This window comes from Streptomyces sp. SDr-06 (assembly GCF_003324565.1).
Lineage (GTDB): Bacteria > Actinomycetota > Actinomycetes > Streptomycetales > Streptomycetaceae > Streptomyces.
In genome coordinates, this window is record NZ_QOLA01000015.1 from 43,770 (window position 1) to 69,069 (window position 25,300).

Here is a 25,300-nt window from a genome sequence, read left to right on the forward strand (position 1 = left end):
CGGGCCGACGCCTGTGCGTACGCCTCCGTCTCGCAGGGCAGCAGCGGCTCGCTCTGGGCGGTCGCGGGCACGGGGCACGTCCGGTGCCCCTGGCCGCCCCGGCCGAGCCCTCCCCCGCCCACCCGGATGCCACCGCCCCCGCCGCCGACCGTGCCGGCGCCTCCTCCTCCGCCACAGCCTCCGTCGCGGCCCGCGCCCCGGCCCCGCCCGGCGCCACCCCTTCCGGCTCCGCCGCCTTCACCGCTGCCCCCGCCACCGCCGGGGCAGCGACCCGCCTCTCCGCCCGCGCCCCCCGCCGCGCCCCCGGTGCCCGGCGTCCCCGCGCACCCCGGGCCTCCGGGCATCCGGCCTGCGGCCCTGCACTCCTACCGGATGCCGCCGCGCATGAAGCCCGCGCCGCAGCTCTCGCCCGTCACGCTCACCCTGCTCATCACCGCGCCCGCCGTGCTCGGCGCGGCGCTGCTGCGCTCCCGCTCCGGCTCCCGTTCCCGCTGAGCCACCCTTCCCTGAGAGGTCCCGTTGTCCGACTGGTTCGTCCTGCTCATCGCGATGGCCGCCGCATGTGCCGTCGTCCTCACCATCACCTTGTTCAGCAACCGCCGGATCGCCCCCGACGACGACCCCTCGGGGACCCCGGACGTCATCGAGTACATGACGATGATGATCGGCGTGGTGTACGCCATCGTGCTCGGCCTCGCCATCGCGGGCGTCTGGGAGGGCCGCGGAGCCGCCCAGGCGGACGTCCAGCAGGAGGCGCAGGCCCTGCACGAGATCTCCCAGCGCGTCCAGGTGTACCCGGCGGAGGTCCGCGACCGCACCCGGGCCGACGTCGAGGCGTACGCCTCCTACGTGGTGCACACCGAGTGGAGCCACATGGCCAAGCACGGCGACCTCACCGACGAGAGCGCCCAGAAGCTGGAGAAGATCCGCCGCGACGTGACGGACTACCACCCGGCGAACGACTTCGAGCAGCAGGCCTACCAGCCGCTGATCGACCAGGTGGGCGCCGTCGACGCGGCCCGGACCGCCCGCGGGCAGGGGGCGGGCGCCACCATGCCCGGGGTGGTCTGGTTCGGCCTGATCATCGGCGCCCTGGTCACGGTCGGCCTGATCTTCACGTTGCAGATCAGGCGCACCTGGCGGGAGTTGCTGCTCGCCGGGCTCTTCAGCGCCCTCATCGCCTTCCTGCTCTTCCTGATCTGGGACTTCGACGCCCCGTTCGGCCGGGGCATCTCCGCGACGGCGGGGCCCTTCCTCGACCTGTTCCCCAGCATCGGCTGACGCCCTCCCCACCTCCGCGCGCCCCGTCCCCGGGCCCCGTCGTCCGCGCCGGCGGGGCCTTCGCTCGTCCGGGCGGGGGACCCCGATGCCCCATTCGCCGGACACCGATCGCGACACACCGGGACACCTCCTAGCGTTTCGGGCATCGAGGTGCATCTCCCCCCTATGTGGAATCGGTTCCGCAGCTGCCCCTCGGGGACCGGAGGATTGACCATGGGCGCGATACGCATCGCATCCACCGCGCTGCTCGGCGCTGCCGCCCTCTCGCTCGCCGCGCCCGCCGCGACGGCGGCCGACGCCGGCGCCAACGGAAGCAACATCACGTCGTTCGGCTTCAGCGTGACTCCCTCGGTCATCGCGCCCGGTGGTCAGGTCACGCTGAACGTCACGGGCTGCGACCGCGATGCCACGGCGTCCTCCGGCGTCTTCGACACCGTCACGATCCCCCGCGACAGCTCCCGGAACGCCACCGTCGACCTGGACGCCAAACGCGGCGCCGCCTACACCGTGACGTTCGCCTGCGGCGGCGAGCGGGGCACCTCGCAGCTGACCATCACCGGCGGTGCGCCGACGACCAGTTCCACCGTGCGCCCCACGGTGCGCCCCACCGTCCGGCCCACCACGCCCCCGCTCGGCGTCCGCGGCGGCCTCGGCGGCAGCGTGAGCGACGGCCTGGACCCGATCGAGATCGCGGCGGGCGCGGTGCTCATCGCGGTGGCCGGCGGCGGCACGATCTACTTCCTGCGGCGGCGCTGGGCCGACGGCCGGCACTGAGCACCCCGGTGGACGGGACGCGGAGCGGCTGCCACGCCGACCGCCCTGTCCGGCGCAGGACTTCGCGCCGGAGCCGGGACGCGGCCGCGGCGCCGCACCCGTCGCCCCCGAGTCCTGGCCGGGACTCGGGGGCGAGAGGCCGTTGGGGTCGTTCCGGGAGGTTCGTCCGGTCAGACCCGCACGCTCAGGCGCCGACGGCGGGCGACGAACAGCGCGCCGCCGATCGCGGCCGTACCGGCGAGGGCGCCGCCGACCGTCATCTCGGTGTCGCTCGGGCCCGCGGCGCCGCCGAGGCCGCCGTCGGCGCCCCGGCCTTCCAGGACCCGGAAGCTGCGCGTCGCCACGCGGTCGCTGTCGTTGCACTTGACCGCCAGGCTGTACTCGCCCGGCGTCGCGTGGTCGTGGATCCGCGCGGTCGCGAAGTTGATGTCGCCCGACGACAGGTGGACCTCGTCGAAGGCGTTCGAGCTGACCCGGCCGCCGCTGTGGCAGCCCCGGGCGGTGATGCTCAGGGTGGCGCCTTGGTGGACCCGGGAGGGGTCGACGTCGACGCTGGTCGGCCCGCCGCCGGAGGGCGGACCCCCCGCGAGGGCCGCCGGCGCGGCGAACCCGACCGCGGCGCCGACGGCCAGCGCCACCGTGAGAGCGCGTGAAGCACGCATGGTTGAACCTCCATGGGAGGACGCCCCGGAGCCGTGCCCCGGGAAGATCGACGAGTACGCCTCCCACACGAACCCTCACCGCCGCTCATACAAGCCGCATTTCGGTACTCATCCACCCTGGTGAACCGCGGGCCCTCCGTTCGGGGCCGAAATCTGACGGACCCGCAGGTCACAGACCGTCAGATCATTTCCGCCACCGCGCTACCCGGATGGCCCAGGCCCGCTGGACCCGGCACCCGTTCGCCGCTCTGCGATCGCCCGGCGGGCGCGCCGACCGTACGGTGCTCGAAGGCGCGCTGAGGGTGGACGGCGAAGGAGTTGACGAAGAGACATGGCGCACGAAGAGAGCGGCATGGAGCGGCGCAGGCGCTCCCCGTGGGGGGCCCTGGCCCTGGTGATGCTGACCGGCCTCGCGCTGATGCGCAACGGCGCGGACGCGACGATGGGGCCGCCGCAGCCCGCCGCGGCGGCGGCGCCGGCCAGCGCCTCGGAGCCCGGGGCCACCCCGTCGCCCGCCGCCGAGGTCGAGCCGCTGCCCTTCGCCCCGGCCTCCCGGGTGCGGATCGAATCGATCAATGTGAACGCGCCGGTCATGGACGTCGGCACCGACGCCCAGGGCTGGGTGCAGGCACCGCCGCCCCAGGACCCGAACCTGGCCGGCTGGTACCAGAACGGCGTGGCCCCGGGCATGCGCGGTACGGCGGTGGTGGTCGGCCACGTGGACAACATGAAGGGGCCGGCGGTCTTCTACGGGCTCGGCTCGCTCCAGAAGGGCAACCACATCGAGGTGGACCGCTTCGACGGCCGCACCGCGGTGTTCGAGGTGTACGGCGTCGAGGTCTTCGACAAGGCCACCTTCCCGGGTGCCCGGGTGTACGGCGACACCGGGCACCCGGAACTCCGGGTGATCACGTGCGGCGGGGGATTCTCCCGGGGCCGCGGCTACGACGGGAACGTGGTGGCCTTCGCGCGCCTCGTGTCCGTCAAGTAGCGCCGAGGCGGCCCGCGGCCGCCGCGGGAAAGCCGCCCCGGGGGCTCATCTGCGCCGGGGCGGCACCTTCAACTGGTAGCCCTCGGCGAGGAGTTGGGGCAGATAGCTGCGCAGGGCCGCCACGCTCTGCGAGCGGTCGCCGCCCGCGTCGTGCGAGAGCACCACGACGCCGGGCGCGGCCCCGTCCAGGACCCGGCGGATGATGGTCGGGGTGCCGGGCGTCGTCCAGTCGAGGGTGTCGACGGTCCAGGCGAGCGGCTCCATGCCCATCTCGGCCTGGATCTCGAAGACATTGCGGTTCCACGCCCCGTACGGCGCCCGGAACCACTGCGGCGCCTCGCCGATGGTCTGCTCGATGACCTCGCTGGTGCGGCCGATCTCCGAGCGGATCATGGCGGGGGCCGTCTTGTTGAGCTGCGGGTGGGTCCAGGTGTGGTTGCCGACGACATGCCCGTCGTCCTGCATCTCGCGCAGCAGGTCCCGGTTGTCGGTGGCCATCTCGCCGCACAGGAAGAACACGGCGCGCACGTCGTGGTCGCGCAGCGTTTTCAGGATGCCCGGGGTGTAGCGCGGGTCGGGCCCGTCGTCGAAGGTGAGCACCATGGAGCGCTCCCCCAGCTCCGGCATGCTCAGGAACGGTCTGGTCCGCACCGGGGGCAGCGCGGTGTGATAGCGCGGCGGGGTGTAGGCGGTCATGGGTTCCAGCCGGTACGCGCTGGGCCTCAGCGGGGGCGCGGCGGCGTGGGGTCCGGCGGCCGGTGCGGCCCGGGGCGCGGTCGCCGGGGCGACGCCGTCCTCGGTGGTGAGCATGCGTACCGCGGCGGCGGCGCCGAGGCAGGCGGTGAGGCGCAGCAGCGTCCGCCGACTGGGGACCATCTGATCCCTTTTCATGACATGCGGCTTTTGTTCGTCATGGCGGAAGATTAGGACCACGGATCGCCGCGAGGCCGACGAAACGTCAGCACCCGCGCGACACGAGCACGAATGGAGTCACCCGGCGAAGCCGTCCCGGGCACCCTCAGCCGCGGCGGACCAGCGGGAAGGGCAGGGTCTCGCGGATGGTGAGGCCGGTGAGGAACATGACGAGCCGGTCCACGCCGATGCCGAGGCCGCCGGTGGGCGGCATCGCGTATTCGAGCGCGTCGAGGAAGTCCTCGTCGATCTCCATCGCCTCCGGGTCGCCGCCCGCGGCGAGCAGCGACTGCGCGGTGAGCCTGCGGCGCTGCTCGATCGGGTCGGTCAACTCCGAGTAGGCGGTGCCCAGTTCGGTGCCGAAGGCGACCAGGTCCCAGCGCTCGGCGAGCCGCGCGTCGGTGCGGTGCTGGCGGGTCAGCGGGGAGACCTCGGTCGGGAAGTCCTTGTAGAAGGTGGGCAGCGTCGTACGCTCCTCGACGAGCCGCTCGTACATTTCGAGGACCACGTCGCCCCGCGTGTTGTCCGGGGTGTGCGGCACCCCGGCGCGGTCGCAGAGCCGGCGCAGCCGCTGCTCGTCGGTGTCGGCGTCGATCTCCTCGCCGAGCGCCTCCGACACCGCTCCGTACAGCGTCTTGACCGGCCAGGGACCGGAGATGTCGTGCTCGACGACCCTTCCGTCCGGCCCGGCCTTGCGGGCGAGGGGGGCGCCGAAGGCCGCCGTGGCCGCGCCCTGGATCAGCTCGCGGGTGAGGTCGAGCATCACGTCGTAGTCGGCGTACGCCTGGTAGGCCTCCAGCATCGTGAACTCGGGGTTGTGCTTGTAGGAGACGCCCTCGTTGCGGAAGGTGCGGCCCATCTCGAAGACCTTCTCCACGCCGCCGACGCAGAGCCGTTTCAGATACAGCTCGGGGGCGATGCGCAGATACAGGTCGAGGTCGTAGGCGTTGATGTGGGTGGTGAAGGGGCGGGCGTTGGCGCCGCCGTGGATCTGCTGGAGCATCGGTGTCTCGACCTCCAGGTAGCCCCGGTCCAGGAGACCCTGGCGCAGCGCCTGGACGGCGGTGGAGCGGGCCCGGACGACGTCACGGGCCTCGGGGCCGGCCACCAGGTCGAGGTAGCGCCGCCGCACCCGGGCCTCGGGGTCGGCGAGGCCGCGCCGCTTGTCGGGCAGCGGGCGCAGACACTTGGCGGTCATCTGCCAGTCGGTGGCGAAGAGCGAGAACTCCCCCTTGTCGCTGGTGCCGGTCGTGCCGGTGGCGGTGACGTGGTCGCCGAGGTCGACGTCGCGGGCGAACCGGTCGAGGACGGCCTCGCCCGCTCCCTCGCGCGTGAGGGCCAGTTGCAGATCGCCCGACCAGTCGCGCAGGACGGCGAAGACGACGCCGCCGAAGTCGCGCACGGCCATGACGCGGCCGGCCACCGTGGCAGCCGCCCCCCCGCCCGCCTCCCGCAGCTGCGCCAGGGTGTGCGTGCGGGCCGGGACGACGACGGGGTAGGGATCGGTGCCGTCCGCGCGCAGCCGGTCCAGCTTCCGGTGGCGGACCCGTACCTGCTCCGGGAGTTGACGCTCCGTCACCTCGGTCGAGCCGGGTCCGGTCAGGCCGAGGGCCTCGATGGAGGGCAGCCCCGCGGTGGTGACGGGCTTGGTCACGCCCTTGGTGGACCGGCCCTTGCCCCAGAGCTTGCGCAGGCTCGGCACGGAGACGAAGCCCTCGGCGATGCCGGACGCGAGGCCGACGCGGGCCAGCGAGCCGGCGTCGCCGTAGCAGAGGAAGCGGGGGTACCACTGCGGCTGGTACTTCACGTTGGAGCGGTAGAGGGCTTCCAGCTGCCACCACTTGGAGAAGAAGAGCAGCAGCTTGCGCCACAGCCGCAGCACCGGTCCCGCGCCGATGCGGGCACCCTCCTCGAAGGCCGAGCGGAACACCGCGAAGTTGAGGGAGATCCGGCGCACCCCCAACTTCGGCGCGGTGGCGCACAGTTCGGCCACCATGAACTCCATCACGCCGTTGGGCGCGCTGCGGTCGCGCCGCATCAGGTCGAGCGAGATGCCGTCCGGGCCCCAGGGCACGAAGGACAGCAGCGCGATCAGCTTGCCGTCGGCGTCGAAGGCCTCCACCAGCAGGCAGTCGCCGTCGGCCGGGTCGCCGAGCCGGTCGAGCGCCATCGAGAAGCCGCGCTCGGTCTCGGTGTCGCGCCAGGCGTCGGCCCGGTCGATGATCTGCTGCATCTCCTCGTCGGTCAGCGCCGAGTGGCGCCGGATCCGGGTGGTGGCACCGGTGCGCGCCACCCGGCGGACGGCCTGGCGGGTGACGCGCATGTCGCGCCCGTCGAGGTCGAACTTGGCGACGTGCAGGATCGCCTCGTCGCCGAGCTGGATGGCGCCGAGGCCGTGCCGGGCGTACACGGTGGCACCCTCTTCGGACGCGCCCATCACGGCGGGAGCCCAGGCGTACTGCCGGGCGATGTCGAGCCAGGCGTCGATGGCCGGGCCCCAGGCTCCGCTGTCGCCCACCGGGTCGCCGCTGGCGAGCGCGACGCCCGCCTCCACGCGGTAGGTGACGGCGGCCTTGCCGTTCGGCGAGAAGACCACCGCCTTGTCGCGGCGGGTGGCGAAGTAGCCCAGCGAGTCCTGGTGGCCGTACGCGCCGAGCAGGGCCCGGATGCGGGGCTCCTCGTCGCCGTGCAGGGCGGCCTCCATGCGCTGCGAGCGGAAGAGCGTGGAGGCGGCGGTCAGCAGGGCGACGGCGCCGAAGAGGCCGAGGAAGAAGTAGAGGGGCTTGGGCGGCTTCCCGTCGAACTGGCCGTTGGAGACGAGCCCGCCGAAGACCCGGTTGGTGGCCCACAGCAGGCGCTGGCCGCGCGGCAGGCTGTCCGGGAACAGCTCGACGAGCCCCCAGCCGACCAGGACGCCCGCCGCGAGCCCGAGGCAGAGCACCCCCAGCGCCCGGCGGAAGGCGCCCCGGCGGGTCTCCGCGTAGAACTGCTTGCGGGCCAGGATCAGCACCACCAACGAGGCGCCGCAGAACACCCCGTTGGGGATCCACATCCACTCGGCGACGACGATCAGCAGCACGTCGAGCAGGAACAGCAGACCCAGGTAGATGACGACCAGCCACCAGGCGACCCTCTTGCGGGCGCCGATCGCGGCCGCGAGCAGCAGCAGGAAGACGGCGTACGCGAGGTTGGCGCTGACCGGCACCGTGACCCGGTCGAGGAACCAGGAGACCGGGTAGAGCAGCCGGCGCAGCGGCGGGATGAGCGCGATGACGCCGCAGAACAGCCCGAGCACGCCGAAGAACATCGCGAACGCTTCGGGCGCCCGCCCGAGGAAGCCGGTCCGGGACGGTATCGGCGCCGTCTCGCTGACAGTCATGCTCAGCACTCTAGGGAGGCGGGCGCCGGGCCGCCTGTCGGAAGCGGCACCCGGCCGGTTAGCCTTCGAACGTGACAGAGCAGCAGCCCCAGTCCCACCCTGAGTCCCAGCGATTCGAACGCGGTACCGACGGTCCGAAGGTGATCGTCGCCGGCGTCGACGGCTCGGACTCCTCGCTCCGGGCCGCGGCGTACGCCAGTGGCCTGGCCCGGCGGCAGAACGCCCTGCTCGCCATCGTGTACGTCCAGCCCGTGATGCCGGCCGGCGCCGCGCTCGGCGCGCCCGTCGCCGACACCACCGGGGAGATCGCCGAGGGCCTGGTCGCGGAGATCAGAGCGGCCGCCGAGCGGGTGCGGGGGATCTGGGACGTCCGCTGGGAGTTCCACACCTTCCGCGGCGACCCCTACTCCGGACTGGTGACCGCGGCCGACGAGCTCACGGCGGACGCCGTCGTGGTGGGCGCGTCGGAGTCCGCGGGCCACCGGATCGTGGGCTCGGTGGCCGTCCGGCTGGTGAAGGCGGGCCGCTGGCCGGTCACCGTGGTGCCGTAGCCCCTGGCGCCGCTACGGCACTGTCCCGCTCAGCGCGCCATCCTCAGCCCGTCCTTCGCGGCCCCCCGGCCGAGGACCGCCTCACGGATGTGGTCCTGGGCCTCGGTGTAGTCCTCGCGGCCGGGTGACTTCGCGAGCGCCTCGGGCAGGCTCATCACTCGGCCGCGCTCCACGTCGATCCACTGCGGGACGAACTCCGCCTGGCTCACCTCCCACCGCGCCCCGGCCCGGACCGGCGGAGCGAAGGTGAAGCGGGCGATGGAGCTCATGTTGCCCCGGTCGTCGCGCGCGCCCGTCTCGTTGAACATCTCGCCCGCGATCTGGTCGCCCTCGCCGTAGACGATCCAGGTCCCGTTGACCTTCTCGTACGCCTGCGGGATGTGCGCGTGGGTGCCGAGGATCAGGTCGATGTCGGGGCGGCCGTTCGTCTTCGAGGCGGTGAGCGCCTTGCCGAGGGTGAGCTGCTGCTCGTCGGGCTCGGTCTGCCACTCGGTGCCCCAGTGGAGGCTGACGACCACGATGTCGGCGCCCGCGGCGCGGGCCGCCCGGGCATCCGCGACGATCTTCTTCTGGTCGATGACGTGGACCGCCCAGGGCTGCCCGTCCGGCATCGGACAGCCGTTGGTGTCGTAGGTGTACGCGAGCTGGGCGACCTTGGCCCCGCCGGCCGTCAGCAGCGCGGGCGACGCCGACTCCTTCGCGGTGCGGCCGGACCCGGTGTGCTTGAGGCCCACCTCGTCGAAGGCCTTCAGGGTGTGGGCGATCCCGTCGGCGCCGTCGTCCAGGGTGTGGTTGGAGGCGGTGGAGCAGGAGTCGTACCCGGCGTCCTTGAGCGCGGCGGCCACCTGCGGCGGCGACGTGAAGGCGGGGTATCCGGTGAAGGGCCCCTCGGCGTCGCCGTACACCGTCTCCATGTGGCAGATCGCCAGGTCGGCCCGGGAGATGATCGGCTTGACCCCGGCGAGCATCGGCCGGAAGTCGTAACCATGGCCCCCGGCATCGGAGTTGGCGCGCTCGATGGTCGAGTCGTGCGGGAGCACGTCACCGGTGGCGACCAGGGTGAAGGGGTGCTGGGACGCGGTCGCTCCGGAGGCCGGGGACCGCTGGGCGTCCTGGTGGTGCGGCGGCCGGGCACCGGGACGGTGCCCGCCGCCGCATCCCGCGGTGGCCGCGAGCAGGAGGGCCGCGACGGCCGCCGTCCTTCGTCGTGTGCGCCGGGTCGGCTGGTGCATCGGGCTCCGTTGATCGAGTGCCGGTGTCTGTCCGAAATCCACCCTCCGAGAACCGGTCAGTCAAGACGAAAAGCCGTTTATCGCCCTCAAGACCGCTGAAACGGACGCACCCGAGCCGCTCCGGCCGGCGTCGTGGCCGCTCGGCGCACCATTCACCGCTCGGTTCGACCGCTCGTCGCACCGTGCGGTGCGGCGGCTGTCCCCGCCCGCCCGGATGCGCTCGGATACGGCTGCGGGCGAGGCGGATCCGGTGAAAGGGCGTGCAGCGTGACGACGGCGGGCGCAGACATCCGGCGGTACGCCCGGGAGCGGGATCTGGCCGAGCTGCAGCGCGCGCACGGTCCAGCCCTGCTGCACTTCCTGCTCGGGCTGACCTACGGCGACCGCCAGCGCGCCGAGGACCTCGTGCAGGAGACCCTGGTGCGCGCCTGGCAGCACCCCGAGGCCTTCGAGGCGCCGTACTGCTCGATGCGGCCCTGGCTGTTCACCGTCGCGCGGCGCCTCGCGATCGACGCCCGCCGCAGCCGCCTCGCCCGCCCCGCCGAGGTCGGCGACGAGACCCTGCTCGCCACCGCCGAATCCGGCGACCACACCGAGCGCTGCGCCGTCGCGCTCGACGTCCGCTCGGCCGTGAGGTCGCTCACACCCGAACACCGCGCGGTGCTGGTGCAGTTGTACTTCCGCGGCCTGAGCGTTGCGGAAGCGGCCGATGTGCTCGGCGTTCCTCCTGGGACCGTCAAGTCCCGTTCGTACTACGCCCTGCGTGCGCTGGCCCGGGTGCTGCCCGGCTATTCTGCGTCAGGCCCCGAAGGACCCTCCTCGGTGGGCGCCAGGTCCGCCTCGCGGAGCAGGGCGAGCAGCGAGGGCGCGTCGGCGACCTCCAGGTAGGCGGTACGGCACGGCGCGCACCGGCCCAGGTGCGCGGCGACGGCACGGTCCTCGTCCGGCGCGAGGGCGCCGAGCACGTACGCCCCCAGGAGCTGCCGCACATGCATGAGCACCTCGTGTCTTGTGACGGATCCTGCCCTTCTGGCCACGGCGGGCACGCGCCCCCGGTTCAATGCTCCCTGGAGCTCCCCGGGAGCGCCGGGACGGTCGATGAAAGAGGCGAGACAGGATGCGTCCGGAGGGAAGTAGCGGGACCAGTGGTGGCGAGCTGGTGGTACCGATGGCATGGATGTACGCGGAGTACATCGCGGATGAATTACTGCGTACCGGCGATCTGATGCCGCCGACGACGCTGGAGTTCCGGGCCGGGCGCAATGCCCTCGCCCTGACGATCTTCCTGTCCGACGGGGCGGTCGGCGGCGCCCGGGTGGTGGCCCGGCTCGACGAGTGGAGCTCGCTCACCGCGGCCGGGCGGCCGTGGCGGCGCTGGGTCTGCTCGCGGCTGCGCCGGGCGGCCGAGCAGGACGCGGGGCCCGACGTGGAGATGGCGCGGGCCGCGTGGCGGTGGCTGGAGGAGACCGAGCTGCTCGCGGCGGACCTGGACGCGGTGGTGCCGGGCGGGATCGACCTGCGCGAGGACCAGGAGGACGAACCCCGGGTGTGGACTCCGGCCTGGGAACTCGGCCTGCCGCTCGGACACTTGGCCATCCACCTTTTCTGAGGGTCCGTCAGCTGTGCACCCCAGCCCGGTACTTGGGAATGCGCGCCGTCACCTTCATGCCCGCCCCGACGCCCGTCTCGATGACCAGGCCGTACGCGTCGCCGTACACCTGGCGCAGCCGTTCGTCGACGTTGAGCAGGCCGATGCCGCCCGACGGGCCGCCGTCGCCGCGCAGGATGCGGCGCAGGCGCTCGGGGTCCATGCCCGCGCCGTCGTCCTCGATCACGACCTCGGCCTCGCTGCCCGCGTCCAGGGCTCTGATGGTGATGTGCCCCGCGGTGACGGCGCCCTCGATGCCGTGCTTGACGGCGTTCTCGACGAGCGGCTGGAGGCACAGGAACGGCAGGGCGACCGGCAGGACCTCGGGGGCGACCTGGAGGGTGACGGAGAGCCGGTCGCCGAAGCGCGCCCGCACCAGCGCCAGGTACTGGTCGATGGAGTGGAGTTCGTCCGCGAGCGTGGTGAAGTCGCCGTGCCTGCGGAACGAGTACCGCGTGAAGTCGGCAAATTCCAGCAGGAGTTCGCGGGCGCGCTCCGGGTCGGTCCGTACGAAGGAGGCGATGGCGGCCAGGGAGTTGAAGATGAAGTGCGGGGAGATCTGGGCGCGCAGGGCCTTGATCTCGGCCTCGATCAACCGGGTCCGGGAGCGGTCGAGTTCGGCGAGCTCCAGCTGGACCGAGACCCACCGTCCGACCTCTCCCGCCGCGCGCGCCAGGACCGCGGACTCGCGGGGCGCGTAGGCGACCAGCGCGCCGAGTACCCGGTGGTCCACGGTGAGCGGCACGGCCACCGCCCAGCGCAGCGGGCAGTTCAGATCGTCGCAGGACAGCGCGAACGCCTTGTCACGGCCGGTGTCGAGCAACCCCCTCAGCTGGCCCATCACGTGGGCGCTGTGGTGCTGCTCCCCCGCGCCGTCCCAGGTCAGGATCGCATCGCGGTCGGTGAGGCAGAGCGCGTCGGTGCCGAGCAGCGAGCGCAGCCCGCGGGCCGCGCGGCGGGCGGCCTCGGCGGTGAGCCCGGCGCGCAGCGGGGGCGCGGCGAGCGACGCGGTGTGCAGCGTCTCGAAGGTGGCGTGCTCGACCGGCGTGCCGACGTCGCTGATGCGTTCCCGGCGCGCGGCGCGGCGGCCGAGCAGGTACCCGCCGGCGGCGAGCAGCGGGCCGAGGAAGAGCAGTGCGGCCAGGGTCATCGGCGGGCGCCTCCCTCGCGGGCCAGGGCCTCGGGCAGATGGAAGCGGGTCATCGCGGCGTTGGTGCCGGGCGGGATCCGGCCCGGCGTCGCGAGCGAGACCCCGATCATGGCGAGGAAGCCGACCGGCACCGACCAGACGGCGGGCCAGGCGAGCAGCGCGTGCGCGAGTCCGGGCGGAACGGCCCCGAGGACGGTGGCGCCGACGGCGAGCAGCGCCGAGCCGCCCCCGAGCAGCAGCCCGGCGGCCGCGCCCGGCGGGGTCAGTCCCCGCCACCAGATGCCGAGGACCAGCAGCGGGCAGAAGGAGGAGGCCGACACCGCGAACGCCATCCCCACCGCGTCGGCCACCGGCACCCCGCTCACCAGCAGCGCGCCCAGCAGCGGCACGGCGATGGCGAGCGGGGTGGCGAGGCGGAAGTGGCGCACTCCGCGCGAGGGCAGCACGTCCTGGGTGAGGACGCCCGCCACCGCCATGGTGAGCCCGGATGCGGTGGACAGGAACGCGGCGAACGCGCCGCCCGCGACCAGCGCGCCCAGCAGGTCGCCCCCGGCGCCGCCGACGAGCCGCTCCGGCAGCAGCAGGACGGCCGCGTCCGCGTCGCCGGTGAGGGCGAGTTCGGGGGCGTACAGGCGGCCCAGTGCGCCGTAGACGGGCGGCAGCAGGTAGAACGCGCCGATCAGGGCGAGGACCACGACGGTGGCGCGGCGGGCCTCGCGGCCGCCCGGGCTGGTGTAGAAGCGGACGACGACGTGGGGCAGGCCCATGGTGCCGAGAAAGGTCGCCACGATGAGCCCGTACGTGGCGTACAGCGGGTGTTCGGTGCGGACGGCGCTGCCGGGGACGCGCGTCGCGGCGGCGAGGACGAGCCGGGTGCCCGCCTCGACGCGATGCTCGCCCGCCGGGAGCGTCAGCACGTCGCCGTCGTGGCGGCGGCCGTCGAGGGTGCCGGTCGCGCGGACGGGCAGCGGCTCGGTGAGGCGCAGGGTCAGGGTGTCGGCGAAGCGGACGGTCTGCTGGTGGCGCAGCGCGGCCGGTTCGTCGTAGACGGGGCGCGGCGCGCCGTCGCCCCGCCAGGCCAGGACCAGGAAGAAGACGGGTATGAGCAGCGCGGTCAGCTTGAGCCAGTACTGGAAGGCCTGCACGAAGGTGATGGAGCGCATGCCGCCGGCGGCGACCGCGAGGACCACGACGGCCGCGACGAGCACCGGCCCGAGCCAGCCCGGAGCCCCGGTGAGGATCTTCAACGTCAGTCCGGCGCCCTGGAGTTGGGGCACCAGGTAGAGCCAGCCCGCGCCGACCACGAACACGCTGACCAGTCGGCGCACGGCCCGCGATTCGAGCCTGCCCTCGGCGAAGTCGGGCAGCGTGTAGGCGCCCGAGCGGCGCAGCGGGGCCGCGACGAACAGCAGTAGCACGAGGTAGCCCGCGGTGTAGCCGACCGGGTACCAGAGCATGTCGGGGCCCTGGACCAGGACGAGCCCCGCGATGCCGAGGAAGGAGGCGGCGGAGAGGTATTCGCCGCTGATGGCGGCCGCGTTGAGGCCGGGGCCGACCGTGCGCGAGGCGACGTAGAAGTCGGAGGTCGTGCGCGAGATGCGCAGGCCGAACCCTCCGACGAGGACGGTGGCGAGCACGACGGCGGTCACGGCCGCCACGGCGTACGTCTGGCTCACGGAGCGCGGCGGCCTTCCGAGGGCCGGTCGGCCACCAGTCGGGCGAAGGCGCGCTCGTTGCGCTCGGCGGCGCGCACGTACCACCAGGCGATGAGGCCGAGCGGCGGGTAGACGGCGAAGCCGAGCACCCACCAGGTGACGGCGTCGTCGTCCAGGGCGCGGAAGGCGAGGGGCAGCGTGGCCACGGTGAGGGCGAGGACGGTGAACCCGCTGAGCGCCGCCCGGAGTTGGCCGCGCATCAAGGAGCGCACGTAGGCTCCGCCGAGCGCGGTCTGCTCGTCGATCTCGGACTGGGCACGGTGGCGCGGCAGCGGGCGGACCCTCCTCGGCTCCCCCGTGACCGTCTCCCGCCGCGCGGCCTGCTCTGCGGACATGGCGCGGAGTGTACTGAGCGCATCCGGGCCCGGGGAAGGCCAGGTCAGCGGCTGGTGCGCCGCAGCAGGCGGTCCCGTACCGTGCGGGCGTGGCGCCGGCTCACGGGGAGCTCGGCGTCGCCGACCCGCACGCTCATGCTGCCCGCGTCGAGGCGGAGTTCGTCGATCCGGTCCAGCGCCACCAGGTGACTGCGGTGGATCCGCACGAAACCGCGGGCGCGCCAGCGCTCCTCCAGGGTGGACAGCGGGATCCGTACGAGGTGGCTGCCACGGGCGGTGTGCAGCCGGGCGTAGTCGCCCTGGGCCTCGGCGTACGCGATGTCGCCGACGGGCAGGAAGCGGGTGACGCCGCCCAGTTCGACGGGTATCTGGTCCGGTTCCTGGACGCTGGGGGCGCGGCCGCCGACGAGTTCGGCGACCCGGCGGACCGCCTCGGCGAGCCGTTCGCCGCGGACGGGCTTGAGGACGTAGTCGACGGCCTTCAGGTCGAAGGCCTGGACGGCGAAGCCCTCGTGGGCGGTGACGAAGACGATCAGCGGCGGCCGGGCGAACCCGGCGAGCAGCCGTGCGATGTCGAGTCCGGTGAGCCCGGCCATGTGGATGTCGAGGAACACCACGTCGACGCCCTGCCCGCCGTCCTCCCCCGCTTCGAGGGCGGCGCCGATGAGCCGCAGCGCCTCGGTGGCGCCGGTGGCGCCCTCCGCCGAGCGGACCCGGGGGTCGGAGCGCAGCAGGTAGAGGAGTTCTTCGAGGGCGGGGGCCTCGTCGTCGACCGCCAGTACGCGCAGCATGGGGCCGGAGTTTAGGCGCGCGGTGGCGGTGTGTCTTGAGTGCTCGGGCCGGATTCTGCGTACCTGACGGCATGAGTTCGCTGCACATCCACGAGGACGCCGGGGCCTACGCCCTCGGTGTGCTCGATGCCGCCGACGCCTTCCGCTTCGAGGAGCACCTCCCCGGGTGCGCCGCGTGCAGAGGGCTGGTGGCCGGGTTCGGGAGCCTCACGGCGCTGCTCGCCGCGTATGCCGCGGGCGGTGCGATCCCGCCCGCTCCCGTCCCGGGCGAGGTGCCGCTCCGGATGCTGGGCGCGGTGGCCCGGCGGCGCCGGCGCGGCCGGGCGCTGCGGATCGCCCTGGTGGCCGCGTCGGGCGTGCTGGTGGCGGGCGGGATCGGTGTCGTCCTTGAGCCCACGGCGGCGCCGCGGTGGCGGGTGGCCTCGCACGCGCCCGGCGTGACGGCGACGCTGGTGACCGCGCCCATGGAGTGGGGCACGGACGTGGAGCTCGGCCTGGCGGGTGCGGCGCCCCTGTCGTGCACGCTGGTCGCGGTGGGCCGGGACGGCACCGAGCAGACGGTGGCGACCTGGGCGGGCCGGGGCGGGCGGCCGGTACGGATGCGGGGCGCGGCGGCGCTGGCGCAGGACGCGATCGCCCGGTTCGAGGTGCGGGCCGCCGACGGGACGCGGCCGGCCACCCTCACCCCCGCCCGGGGCGCTACTTGAGCAGCTTCGACAGGCGCCGGTCGGCGAGGACCTTGCCGCCCGTCTGGCAGGTGGGGCAGTACTGGAGGGAGGAGTCGGCGAAGGAGACCTCGCGGACGGTGTCGCCGCAGACCGGGCAGGGCTGCCCGGTGCGGCCGTGCACCCGGAGCCCGCTCTTCTTCTCTGCCTTCAGCCGGCCCGCCGCGAGGCCGCGCGAACGCTCGACCGCTTCGGTGAGGGTGGCCCGCATCGCCTCGTACAGGGTGGTGATCTCGTCGTCGGTGAGGTGGGCGACGGGCTTGAAGGGGGACATGCGCGCCGCGTGCAGGATCTCGTCGCTGTAGGCGTTCCCGATGCCCGCGACGAGGGACTGGTCACGCAGCGCGCCCTTGAGCAGGCGCCGCTCGCCCGCGAGCAGGGCGGCCAGGTCGTCGCGCCCGAAGCCCGGGGCGAGCGGGTCGGGGCCGAGCCGGGCGATGCCGGGGACCTCGGACGGGTCGTGGACGAGGTGGGCGGCCAGGCTCTTGCGGGTGCCGGCCTCGGTGAGGTCGAAGCCCGCGCCGCCCGCCAGCGCCACGCGCAGCGCGAGCGGGCCCTTGCCGGGTTTCGGCGGCGCGCTCGGCAGCGCGTCGTGCCAGCGCAGCCACCCCGCGCGGGCGAGGTGGACGCACAGGTGCAGCCCGTCGGCGTCGATGTCGAGGAACTTGCCGTGCCGGGCGACACCGGTGACGGTGCGCCCGGCCAGGGCGGTCCAGGGCGGGTCGTACGTCTTCAGGACGCTGATCGCGACGGGCAGGGCGCCCGCGATCTCCTGTCCGACCAGGTGGTCGGAGAGGAAGTCCCGCAGGGCCTCGACTTCGGGCAGTTCCGGCATACGTACCAGGGTGCCCCGCCCGGGCGGGCTCAGCGAGCCGCGCTCGCCTTCAGGAGTTCCGCCAGGTCCTGTCCGAAGCACGCGGCGAGCCGGTCCAGATCGGGGACGGCCTTGCCGTCGGCCACCAGACCGATGTGCACGCGCCCGCCGTAGGTGGACAGGGCGATCGCCAGGGACTGGCCCCGGGCGAGCGGCGCCATCGGGTAGATCGCGCGCAGCGGGCAGCCGCCCAGCGAGAGCTGGGAGCGGGGCAGCGGCACGCTGGTGACGAGGAGGTCGAACAGGAGGCGGGCCGCGTTCCCGGCCAGCGGCGCCCCGAACCGGTGGGCCAGCGGCGGCAGTTGATCGGCGAGCAGGGCGACGGCTCCGGCGCCGCGCCCCGGCCCTGCCGCCTTGTTGCGGTCCATGGCGGTACGCACCAGGGCGAGCCGGGCCAGCGGGTCGGGCTCGGCGACCGGGAGGCCGAGCAGATAGGCGGAGAGCTTGTTGCCGGAGCCGGGCGGGGCGCCCGGGCGGCGGCGCGAGACGGGGACCAGGGCGCGCGGCTGCGCGCCGGGCAGGGCGGAGTCGCGCTCCAGGAGCCAGCGGCGCAGACCGCCCGCGACGACGGCGAGCAGCACATCGTTGGCGGTGCCGCCCTCGGCCCTGCGCACCCGCTGGACGTCGTCGTGGTCGAGGACGGCGGTGGCCAGGCGGCGGGTGCCGCTGGAGTCGGCGGCCAGGGCGGATCCCGCGCCGAGTTCCAGTCGGCTGGCGCGCATCACGGAGGCGCCGATGCCGACGGCCCGAGTGAGCTCGTTGACCCGGTCGCGGGCGAATCCGGCGACCTGGCGGGGGCCCGGCAGCCAGGAGCGGGGCGGGACGGGGCGGCGGCGCCTCGTGCTCGGCCCGGCGAGCTGGTCGAGGATGCCCGCGCCGATGGCGACCGCGCGCATCCCGTCGGCGAGTGCGTGGTGCAGCTTCACCAGGACGGCGAAGGCCCGGTCCTCCTCGCTCGTCAGGACGTACATCCGCCAGGGCGGCAGGCCCCGCTCCAGGGGCCGCTCCATCAACTCCCCGGCCGTCCGGGCGGCTTCGGCGTGGAAGTCCCCGGCGGGCAGCGGCACCCGGCGGACGTGGCGGCGGACGTCGAAGTCCTTGTCGGCGACCCAGGCCGCGCCGCCGACGGGCAGCCAGACGCCGCGTACGCACATCCGCAGCCGGGGGATGGCCGCGGCGCGGCGCGCGAGGAGTTCGAGGATCTGGCCGCCGTCGGTGCCGGGGAGCGGTTCGAAGTGTGCCAGCGCACCCAGGTGCATGGGGTGCTCGGCCGATTCGAGGTGCCAGAACGCCAGATCAAGAGGGGCCAGCAGCTCACTGCTCAAGGGGGTCCTCGTGTCGGTCGGAGGCCGGTCGGACGGCGACGGCGCCGCCCGGACAGAGTAAGCAGTCAAACCCGCACGGACGGTTACGGTCAAGTAATGAGCTGTTACGTATAGTTACCGCCAAGTATTGATCAGATCTCGATCAGGCGTTGTTTTCCGGCCAGTCAGCGGCCAGGGGATCACCACCACGGCGTTCGGTCGCGGTCAGCGCGTCCCGCGTTCGGGGACGACGAACTCGCACCACACGCACTTTCCGCTGCCGCGCGGCTCCACGCCCCAGACGTCCGCGAGCCGGTCCACCAGCATCAGACCGCGCCCCGACACCCCGGAGGAGCCCGCTTCGCGACGGCGCGGCAGGGCACTGGAGCGGTCCTCCACCTCGATGCGCAGCCTGCGTTCGGGTCCCGTGAGCACCCGGATGGTGACGATCGCCCCGCCGTCGGTGTGCATCAGCGCGTTGGTGATGAGCTCGTCGGCCGCGAGCTCGATCTCGTCCGACCGCTCGCGCGCGCCCCACGCCCGGACCGCCGCACGGATCATGTGGCGCGAGGAGCTGAGCGCCTCGGGGTCGTTCTGTGCGACGTGCTGGCGCAGCCGCCCGCCGCCCTGCGGCACCTCCATGGCGCGCCGGCGCAGGAGCAGCAGCGCCACGTCGTCGTCGCCGCCCCGTTCGTCGACCACGTCGCAGAGCCGGTCGGCCAGCGCTTCGAGGTCCTCGGGTCCCGATCGGACCAGGGACGCGAGGAGCTGCATGCCGTCGTCCAGGTCGGCGCCGGGCTGTTCCACCAGCCCGTCGGTGTACAGCAACAGGGTCTGGAGGGGGTCGAGTTCGACCGTCGACACCGGGTATTCGAGCCGCCCGAACTCGGCGGAGAGGCCGAGCGGCAGGCCTCCCTCGACAGGCAGTCTGCGGCAGCTGCCGTCGGGCAGACGCACCAGCGGGTCGACGTGCCCGGCGCGCACCACCTGCACGACGCCGGTGCTCAGGTCTGCCTCCGCGTACGTACAGGTGGCGAACCGGTCGGTGTCGAGCTCGTGCAGGAACACCGAGGCCCGCGCCATCACCGTGGCCGGGGTGTGTCCCTCGGCGGCGTACGCGCGCAGCACGATGCGCAGTTGCCCCATCACCGCGGCGGCGTGCGTGTCGTGCCCCTGGACGTCGCCGATGGCCACCCCGACCCGGCCGCCGGGCAGCGGGATCACGTCGTACCAGTCGCCGCCGATGTCCCGGCCGAACCGTGCCGAGCGGTAGCGGACGGCGAGCTGGGCGCCGGGCACCTCGGGGATGCGGCGCGGCAGCATCGCCTGCTGGAGCCCCTCGGCGAGGTCGTGCTCCTGCTCGTACAGCATGGCGCGCTGGAGCGACTGGGCGATCGAACTGCCCAGCGCCACGAGGAGATTGCGCTCGTCACTCGTGAAGCCCCACTTGTCGCTGTAGAGCAGGCCGATCGCGCCGATCGGGCGGGCCTGGGCGATCAGCGGCAGATAGGCGGCGGAGGTGATGCCGAGACCGCTGATGTTCGGCCACAGCACCGGATAGGACTCGGCGAAGTCCTCCGGGGACTCGATGAAGCGGGGTGCGAGCGTCCGGATGACCTCGCTCATCGGGTACCGCTCGTCGACCCGGGTCCACCGGGTGCCGGGCACGAAGCTGCCCTCGGGGCCCTCGGCGATCAGGTGGATGCGGCCCGCTTCCAGGAGGCCCATCACCAGGCTGGTGGCGCCGAGGTACTCGGGCCCCCGCGAGTCCTTCATGACGTCGATGACGTCCTTGACGGTCCTGGCGTGCGCGAGGGCGGCGGTGGTCGCCTCCACGACGCTGGTCGTGCGGCGGCGCTCGTCGTCCAGGCCCACCCGGGCGGTGGACTCGGCGAGCTCCTGGGTGGCGTCGCGGACGATGCCGATGATGCGCAGCGGGCGGCCGGTCTCGTCGCGGCGTACGAAGCCCTGGGTGTGCGTCCAGCGCAGCAGACCGTCACGGCGCCGGATGCGGAAGTAGACGCCGTAGTTGACGCTGCCGTTCTTCAGCGCCTGCGAGACGAGCGCGTCGAGCCTGAGGGCCTCGGCGGGCGGCACCCGGGCGGCCAGCGACTCCGGCCGGTTGTCGTACTCCTCGGGCCGCAGGTCGAACACGTCGAGCGCGGGCTCGTCCATGTGCATCAGACCGGTGCCCAGGTCCCAGTCGAAACTGCCCATCCGCAGGCCTCGGCCGTACGAGTGAAGGAAGCGGCAGTCCGCACCGTCGGCCGGCTCGCCGCAGTGGCACAGTCCGGCCGCCCCTCCGCCCCCTGCACCCGCGTCCATGGGGCCACGCTAGGCGCAGCCCGCAGCGCGCGCATCAGGGAGGCGGCGGAGGTCCGGCGCGGAGCGGCTCAGTGGGCCGGGGATGCCTTGCGCAGCGCGGTGATGCAGGTGCCGATGGCCGCCTGGAGCTCTTCGAGGCGCTGGACCATGTCGTCCTCGTAGATGTCGTCGGCGTCGTCGAGCGTGAGCTCCTCGAACACCTTCGTCGCCTTCTGCAGGCTGCTGTAGAACTTCGTGCGGCGTTCCTTCACGCGCAGCTCGGGGTCGGCCTCGACGGCCTGGACGACCAGGCCCTTGACGGTGTCGTACGCCTCGGACACCCACTCGCCCGCCTCTTCGGCGTCGTCGAGCTCGTCGAGCAGCGAGAGGTGCCGCTCGGCCTCCGCGCGCAGCTCGGCGGGGGCGTCGACGGTCTGGCCGGCGGGCGTGCGGATCTGGCCGTTCTCGACGATCTGGCGGACGTAGCCGATGCGGTCGGCGGCCCGGGTCTCGGTGGCCACCGCCTTCTTCAGCCCGTCGGTGCGGGCGATGTCGCGGGCCAGCTCGGTCTGGAGCGCCGGGTCGTCCTTGAGCCGGTCCAGGAGGGCGGAGCGAGCCGCCTGGGCGGTGCCGGGGTCGGCGAGGATCGCGGCACGCAGTGCGGTGGGGTTCTCGGCGACCTCCAGGGCCTTGGTCGGCCGGATGCCCTCGGCCTCGGCGGCGGCCGTGATGGCGGTGCCGCGCTCGGAGGTCGCGCTGGAGCGGGAAGCGTAGTAGGCCGGCCACACGTCGGCGTCGGGCAGGTCGATGTCCTCGCCCGGGACGAGCGCCTCGAAGAGCGGGACCAGACCGTCGTCGGAGGCCTTGTCCCACGCCTTGTAGTAGCGCATGACGCGCTCGGCCGAGCAGCCGGCGAGCTCGGCGAACTCCTTCGCGGAGACCTTCGGCGTCTCACCCGCCGCCTGTCCGCCGGGGCGCACGCTGCGCGCCACCATCAGGGCGAACGCCCAGCCGCCGGTCCGGGCGTAGGCCCCGAACTCGCGGGCGTCGCGCGCCACGCTGTCGTGCACATCGGCGGCGGGGGCGGGCTTCGGCAGGTCGATCGCGACGGTCACGGAGAGCTCTCCTGGCTGCTGGAGGAACGGATGAGGGCACGGAAACAAGGAACGCAGCCTATATGCGCCTCTTGGTCCGTCTTTCCGTTCCTCCCCCGTGTCGGGCCCCCCGTCACCGGCGCCGTCCGCCGGTGACCGGGGGTCGCCGTGTCTCAGACGTTCTCCGACTCCGGCGATTGACCGACCAGGTCGGACTCCGGGCCGCTCGGCAGGCTCGTCGGCGGGGACACGGGCTCGCTGGGCACGCCGGTGTCGGGCGGCGTGGACGGCCCCGGCGGCGAGGGCGTCGACGGCCCCGGCACCGGCACGGACGGCGTCGCGGTCACCGTCGTGGTGGCCGTGGGGCAACCGCTCGGGGCGGCCGAGCCCGTCGGCGGGGCCGCCGGTGCGGACTGCGGGGGCGTCGCGGTCGGCGTCTCGGTGACCGTCACGGTCGGCGTGGGCGTCGGGCACCCGGAGCTCGGCGGGGGCGAGCTGATGGGCGGTGAGGTGCTCGGGCTCGCCGGAGGCGTGGTGGGCGGCTCGGTGACCGGCGGCTTGTTCGGGTCGATGTGGATGTCGGGCCGCTCCCGGTCGTGCCGGCCGTCGTCGCCGCTCTTCCGCTCGATCCAGGTGTTGTTGGTGATGTTGACGATGATGAAGTTGTTGATGATCACCGTGGTGGGCCGCACCTCGATGACGCGGTCGCCGCGGAAGCCCGGCCAGGGCTTGCCCTTGTCGTTCCAGCCGCCCTGGTGGGTGTTGGGCGGCTTCAGCGGGTTCCCGCAGGCACACCGCACCCGCGGCGCCCCGTGATCGTCGATCAGGACCGCGGTGCCCGCCTGGAGCACCGACTGGAAACTGGTCGCCGAGCCGTCCCGGAAGCCGTGGTTGGTGACCCGGGTGTCCTCGCGCAGCACGACGGGCGTGAGCCCGCGCAGGAAGCCCGCCACGGAGCCCGGGTCGATCCCGGCCGCCTCGGCGAACGCCCGGTTCTTGGCCCGGTCGCCGCCGAGGAAGCGGATCTGCTTCTCCACGTCGCAGCTGGCCACCGACTGCGTACCGCCGTACAGGCCCGGCGTGGAGCCCGACACGGTACGCGCCGACCGGAAGCCCGGCGTGGGGGTGTTGCTCGCGGTGCCGGGGGGCGCGGCCGGGGTGGGCGTCGCCGTGGACCGGGCCGTGGACCCGGTGAACGGGTCCGGTCCCGCGGCCGCGATCGGCTGGAGGTTGAGGTCCTGCTCGCTGTCGGCACCGGTGGCGCCGCCGCCGCATCCGGCGGCGAAGGCGCCGACGGACAGCACGGCGGCGGCAGCGGCGATTCTGCGCAGGGTCGAGGACACGTGGATCTCCCACCTGTACGCCCCGAGTTGCCCCTCATTGTGTGCCGCAGGCGCACGCCGCGCGCAAACGGACGGGGTCCGCCCGAGTCACACCGGTCCTGCCGGTCCCCGGCTCCCCCGGCCGCTGGCCGTGTGCTCAGCGTGCTCAGCGTTCTCTGCGTTCTCCACCCTGCGCATCACACCAGTTCGGGTCGCTGCCACTCCTGGCCGAGGACATGGTGGTCGAGGAAGTTGAGCACGGTCGCGTACCACAGGCGGGCGTTGTTCGGGGCGAGGATCCAGTGGCTCTCGTCGGGGAAGTACAGGAATTTCGTGGGCACTTCGCAGCGCTGGAGTTCCTGGAACAGCGCGATGCCCTGGCCAATGGGCACCCGGTAGTCCTTCGCGCCGTGGACCACCAGGAGGGGCGTGCGGATGCGGTCGACGGCGAGGGACGGCGAGTTCTCCTCGTAGCGTTCCGGCCGGGCCAGCGGGTCGCCGAAGATCCGCCGGAAGTAGGCCGAGGCGTCCGTGTCCGCCTGAAAGGACCGCAGGTCCCAGATCGAGGCGTGCGAGACGATCGCCCTGAACCGGTCCGTCAGCGTGGCGATCCGGTTGGCCATGTAGCCGCCGTACGAGGCGCCCGCGAGGCCGGTGCGGGTGGCGTCGATGTCGGGGCGGGCCTCGGCGGCGTCGGTCATGGCCATCAGGTCCCGGTAGGGCCGGCCGCCCCACTGGCCCCAGCCGCGCTCGTGCATCCGCGGGCCGTAGCCGGCCGAGAGCGCCGGGTCGGGCAGCAGGACCGCGTAGCCGCGCGCCGCGAAGGGCCACGGGTTCCACCGCCAGGTCCAGGCGTTCCAGGAGGTCTCGGGGCCGCCGTGCGGGAAGACCAGCAGCGGCGCGGGCCGCTCGGCGCACGCACCCTCGGGCAGGACGAGCCAGGAGCGCAGCGGGAAGCCGTCGTCGCCCGCCGTGTGCACCTCGGTGAGCGTGCCCGGCAGCCGGTCCACCTTGCCGGGCGCCACCAGCGCGACGGGTTCCTGGTCGGCCCGGGAGGCGTCGAGGCGGACGGGGGTGGGCGGGCAGTCGACGCTGCTGCGCAGCGCGTACAGCGTGCGCCCGTCCGGCGCGACGCTGAGGGAGGTGTAGGTGCCGGAGGCGGTGAGCCGGGTGACGGTGCCGTCGGGGTCGAGCCGGAAGACGGGCGAGTGGCCGAGTTCGTCGGCGGCGAAGAAGACGGTCGGATCGTCGGGACGGGGCGAGACCACCGCGCCGATGGGCCAGTTCTCGAAGTCGGGCACGAGTTCGCGCTCGGCCCCGCTCGCCAGGTCGATGCGCACGAGGGTGTAGGCGTACGGCGTCTCGTACGTCTCGATCCGCTGGCGGGTGCAGATCAGGCCCGCGCCGTCGGAGCTGAAGAGCGGGGTGGAGTAATGGTGTCCGTCCCGGTCGATCACGCGCAGTTGGTCGCCGGTCGCGGCGTCCGCGACCACGACGACGGTGCGGTTGCGGTCCGGCACCGGCCCGTGGACGAAGCGGGTGTGGGCGACACGGGAGCCGTCCGGCGAGAGCGCGGTCTCGGCCTCGCTGACATATCCCTGACCACCCGCGTCGACGGGTGAGCCGTGCTCGTCGTCGCAGCGGCGGACGAAGGTGTGGGGCTCGTCCGGGCCGAGGTCGCTGTCCCAGAAGCGGGTGAGCCCTGACTCGTACAGGACTGCGCCGACCTTTGCGTCGGCCCGGTCCTTGCACAGCTTGCCGTGGGCCTCGGCGTCGGCCGCGCCGGGCAGCAGTCCCGCGGTGTAGGCGAGGGTGGCCCTGTCGCGGGCGAGCGTGAACCCGGCGATGCCACCGGGGTGGCGGGCCACGAGGGCGGCCTCGCCGTGCTCGGGCAGCGCCCACACGGCGGAGCCCTCATCGGTGTCCTTCGCCGCGCCGGGGTCGCTGTCCTCGCGCCGGGAGAGGAAGTACAGCGTTCCGTCCGGCGCGAAGGCGGGCGCGAACTCCCCCGTGCGGGAGCGGGTCAGCCGGCGCGGCTCGCGCACCCCGGCGGGATCGACGTCCCACAGGGCGCCGACGAATCCGTGCCCCTCGGCGTTGAGGCTCTGCACGGCGGCCACCAGCCGCTTCCCGTCGGGTGAGAGCGCGAGGCCGTTGACGCGCGCGGTCGCGAGGAAGGCGGACAGGTCGTGGAAGGCGGTCGTGCCACCGGGTGTCTCGGACATCCGGTCATCCTGCCCCGCGCGGCCCCCGCCA

At 73.6% G+C, this 25,300-nt stretch carries 22 protein-coding genes; 7 read left to right on the forward strand and 15 right to left on the reverse strand.

The genetic code is table 11. The annotated features are described in order from the left end of the window. The first annotated feature begins 519 nt into the window (after window positions 1-519). Window positions 520-1,281 carry a DUF4239 domain-containing protein gene (locus DT019_RS26300; RefSeq protein WP_114039401.1) on the forward strand — a complete coding sequence of 254 codons (762 nt, stop codon included), beginning with the start codon at window positions 520-522 and terminating at the stop codon, window positions 1,279-1,281. A gap of 213 nt (window positions 1,282-1,494) precedes the next feature. Continuing rightward, on the forward strand, window positions 1,495-2,055 hold the full coding sequence (locus DT019_RS26305) for a hypothetical protein (protein ID WP_114039402.1): 561 nt from the start codon (window positions 1,495-1,497) through the stop codon (window positions 2,053-2,055). Between the two features lie 170 nt (window positions 2,056-2,225). On the opposite strand, the gene DT019_RS26310 is transcribed toward DT019_RS26305, so the two are convergent. Then, complete coding sequence (locus DT019_RS26310) at window positions 2,226-2,717, reverse strand: hypothetical protein (RefSeq protein WP_114039403.1); 492 nt, start codon at window positions 2,715-2,717, stop codon at window positions 2,226-2,228. 331 nt (window positions 2,718-3,048) lie between these two features. On the opposite strand from DT019_RS26310, the gene DT019_RS26315 reads away from it, so the two are divergent. Continuing rightward, the gene (locus DT019_RS26315) at window positions 3,049-3,708 is read left to right on the forward strand and encodes a class F sortase (protein ID WP_114039404.1); all 660 of its coding nucleotides are present in this window, start codon (window positions 3,049-3,051) and stop codon (window positions 3,706-3,708) included. Between the two features lie 45 nt (window positions 3,709-3,753). Here DT019_RS26315 and DT019_RS26320 read toward each other — a convergent pair whose 3' ends face one another. Next, a complete protein-coding gene (locus tag DT019_RS26320) occupies window positions 3,754-4,599 on the reverse strand; it encodes a polysaccharide deacetylase family protein (RefSeq protein WP_114039405.1) in 846 nt (281 codons plus the stop codon). Window positions 4,600-4,726: 127 nt separating this feature from the next. Continuing rightward, window positions 4,727-7,999 carry a bifunctional lysylphosphatidylglycerol synthetase/lysine--tRNA ligase LysX gene (gene lysX / locus DT019_RS26325; protein ID WP_189389937.1) on the reverse strand — a complete coding sequence of 1,091 codons (3,273 nt, stop codon included), beginning with the start codon at window positions 7,997-7,999 and terminating at the stop codon, window positions 4,727-4,729. A 71-nt stretch (window positions 8,000-8,070) separates the two neighbouring features. Here lysX and DT019_RS26330 point away from each other — a divergent pair, with 71 nt between their 5' ends. After that, complete coding sequence (locus DT019_RS26330) at window positions 8,071-8,550, forward strand: universal stress protein (RefSeq protein ID WP_114039406.1); 480 nt, start codon at window positions 8,071-8,073, stop codon at window positions 8,548-8,550. A gap of 29 nt (window positions 8,551-8,579) precedes the next feature. Here DT019_RS26330 and DT019_RS26335 read toward each other — a convergent pair whose 3' ends face one another. Continuing rightward, the gene (locus DT019_RS26335; RefSeq protein WP_114039407.1) at window positions 8,580-9,782 is read right to left on the reverse strand and encodes a CapA family protein; all 1,203 of its coding nucleotides are present in this window, start codon (window positions 9,780-9,782) and stop codon (window positions 8,580-8,582) included. 267 nt (window positions 9,783-10,049) lie between these two features. On the opposite strand from DT019_RS26335, the gene DT019_RS26340 reads away from it, so the two are divergent. Continuing rightward, window positions 10,050-10,670 carry a sigma-70 family RNA polymerase sigma factor gene (locus tag DT019_RS26340; protein WP_223279763.1) on the forward strand — a complete coding sequence of 207 codons (621 nt, stop codon included), beginning with the start codon at window positions 10,050-10,052 and terminating at the stop codon, window positions 10,668-10,670. Here the strand turns inward: DT019_RS26340 and DT019_RS40930 are convergent. Further along, the gene (locus DT019_RS40930; protein ID WP_317617803.1) at window positions 10,571-10,957 is read right to left on the reverse strand and encodes a zf-HC2 domain-containing protein; all 387 of its coding nucleotides are present in this window, start codon (window positions 10,955-10,957) and stop codon (window positions 10,571-10,573) included. The two genes, DT019_RS26340 and DT019_RS40930, sit on opposite strands and share 100 nt — an antisense overlap. Between DT019_RS40930 and DT019_RS26350 the strand changes: the two genes are divergently transcribed. Further along, window positions 10,900-11,391, forward strand: a complete 492-nt coding sequence (locus tag DT019_RS26350; RefSeq protein ID WP_114039408.1) for a hypothetical protein — start codon at window positions 10,900-10,902, stop codon at window positions 11,389-11,391. The two genes, DT019_RS40930 and DT019_RS26350, sit on opposite strands and share 58 nt — an antisense overlap. A 7-nt stretch (window positions 11,392-11,398) precedes the next feature. Here DT019_RS26350 and DT019_RS26355 read toward each other — a convergent pair whose 3' ends face one another. The 4 genes from DT019_RS26355 to DT019_RS26370 are packed head-to-tail and all read right to left on the reverse strand — an operon-like array spanning window position 11,399 to window position 15,421. Continuing rightward, the gene (locus DT019_RS26355; protein WP_114039409.1) at window positions 11,399-12,580 is read right to left on the reverse strand and encodes a sensor histidine kinase; all 1,182 of its coding nucleotides are present in this window, start codon (window positions 12,578-12,580) and stop codon (window positions 11,399-11,401) included. Continuing rightward, window positions 12,577-14,256: a cation acetate symporter gene (locus tag DT019_RS26360; RefSeq protein WP_114039410.1), complete on the reverse strand. Its 1,680-nt coding sequence runs from the start codon at window positions 14,254-14,256 to the stop codon at window positions 12,577-12,579. Before DT019_RS26360 ends, DT019_RS26355 begins: the two co-directional genes overlap by 4 nt. Next, window positions 14,253-14,630, reverse strand: a complete 378-nt coding sequence (locus DT019_RS26365; protein ID WP_114039411.1) for a hypothetical protein — start codon at window positions 14,628-14,630, stop codon at window positions 14,253-14,255. The genes DT019_RS26360 and DT019_RS26365 overlap by 4 nt, the downstream gene beginning before the upstream one ends. A gap of 44 nt (window positions 14,631-14,674) precedes the next feature. Further along, window positions 14,675-15,421, reverse strand: a complete 747-nt coding sequence (locus DT019_RS26370; RefSeq protein ID WP_114039412.1) for a LytR/AlgR family response regulator transcription factor — start codon at window positions 15,419-15,421, stop codon at window positions 14,675-14,677. A gap of 71 nt (window positions 15,422-15,492) precedes the next feature. On the opposite strand from DT019_RS26370, the gene DT019_RS26375 reads away from it, so the two are divergent. Continuing rightward, complete coding sequence (locus tag DT019_RS26375) at window positions 15,493-16,128, forward strand: zf-HC2 domain-containing protein (protein ID WP_114039413.1); 636 nt, start codon at window positions 15,493-15,495, stop codon at window positions 16,126-16,128. Here DT019_RS26375 and DT019_RS26380 read toward each other — a convergent pair. From DT019_RS26380 to DT019_RS26405, 6 genes are all read right to left on the reverse strand, one after another. Continuing rightward, window positions 16,121-16,981 carry an Fpg/Nei family DNA glycosylase gene (locus DT019_RS26380; RefSeq protein WP_114039414.1) on the reverse strand — a complete coding sequence of 287 codons (861 nt, stop codon included), beginning with the start codon at window positions 16,979-16,981 and terminating at the stop codon, window positions 16,121-16,123. The genes DT019_RS26375 and DT019_RS26380 overlap by 8 nt on opposite strands. Before the next feature lie 29 nt (window positions 16,982-17,010). After that, entirely contained in the window at window positions 17,011-18,345 is a 1,335-nt protein-coding gene (locus DT019_RS26385) for a wax ester/triacylglycerol synthase family O-acyltransferase (protein WP_114039415.1), read from the reverse strand. A gap of 204 nt (window positions 18,346-18,549) precedes the next feature. After that, window positions 18,550-20,541 (reverse strand): SpoIIE family protein phosphatase, encoded by a 1,992-nt coding sequence (locus DT019_RS26390; protein WP_223279775.1) that lies wholly within the window; start codon window positions 20,539-20,541, stop codon window positions 18,550-18,552. A gap of 176 nt (window positions 20,542-20,717) precedes the next feature. Then, the gene (locus tag DT019_RS26395; RefSeq protein WP_114039417.1) at window positions 20,718-21,743 is read right to left on the reverse strand and encodes a hypothetical protein; all 1,026 of its coding nucleotides are present in this window, start codon (window positions 21,741-21,743) and stop codon (window positions 20,718-20,720) included. A 152-nt stretch (window positions 21,744-21,895) separates the two neighbouring features. Continuing rightward, window positions 21,896-23,065 (reverse strand): DUF6777 domain-containing protein, encoded by a 1,170-nt coding sequence (locus DT019_RS39745; protein ID WP_114039418.1) that lies wholly within the window; start codon window positions 23,063-23,065, stop codon window positions 21,896-21,898. Window positions 23,066-23,241: 176 nt separating this feature from the next. Further along, a complete protein-coding gene (locus DT019_RS26405) occupies window positions 23,242-25,269 on the reverse strand; it encodes an alpha/beta hydrolase family protein (protein WP_114039419.1) in 2,028 nt (675 codons plus the stop codon). Window positions 25,270-25,300 lie beyond the last annotated feature (31 nt).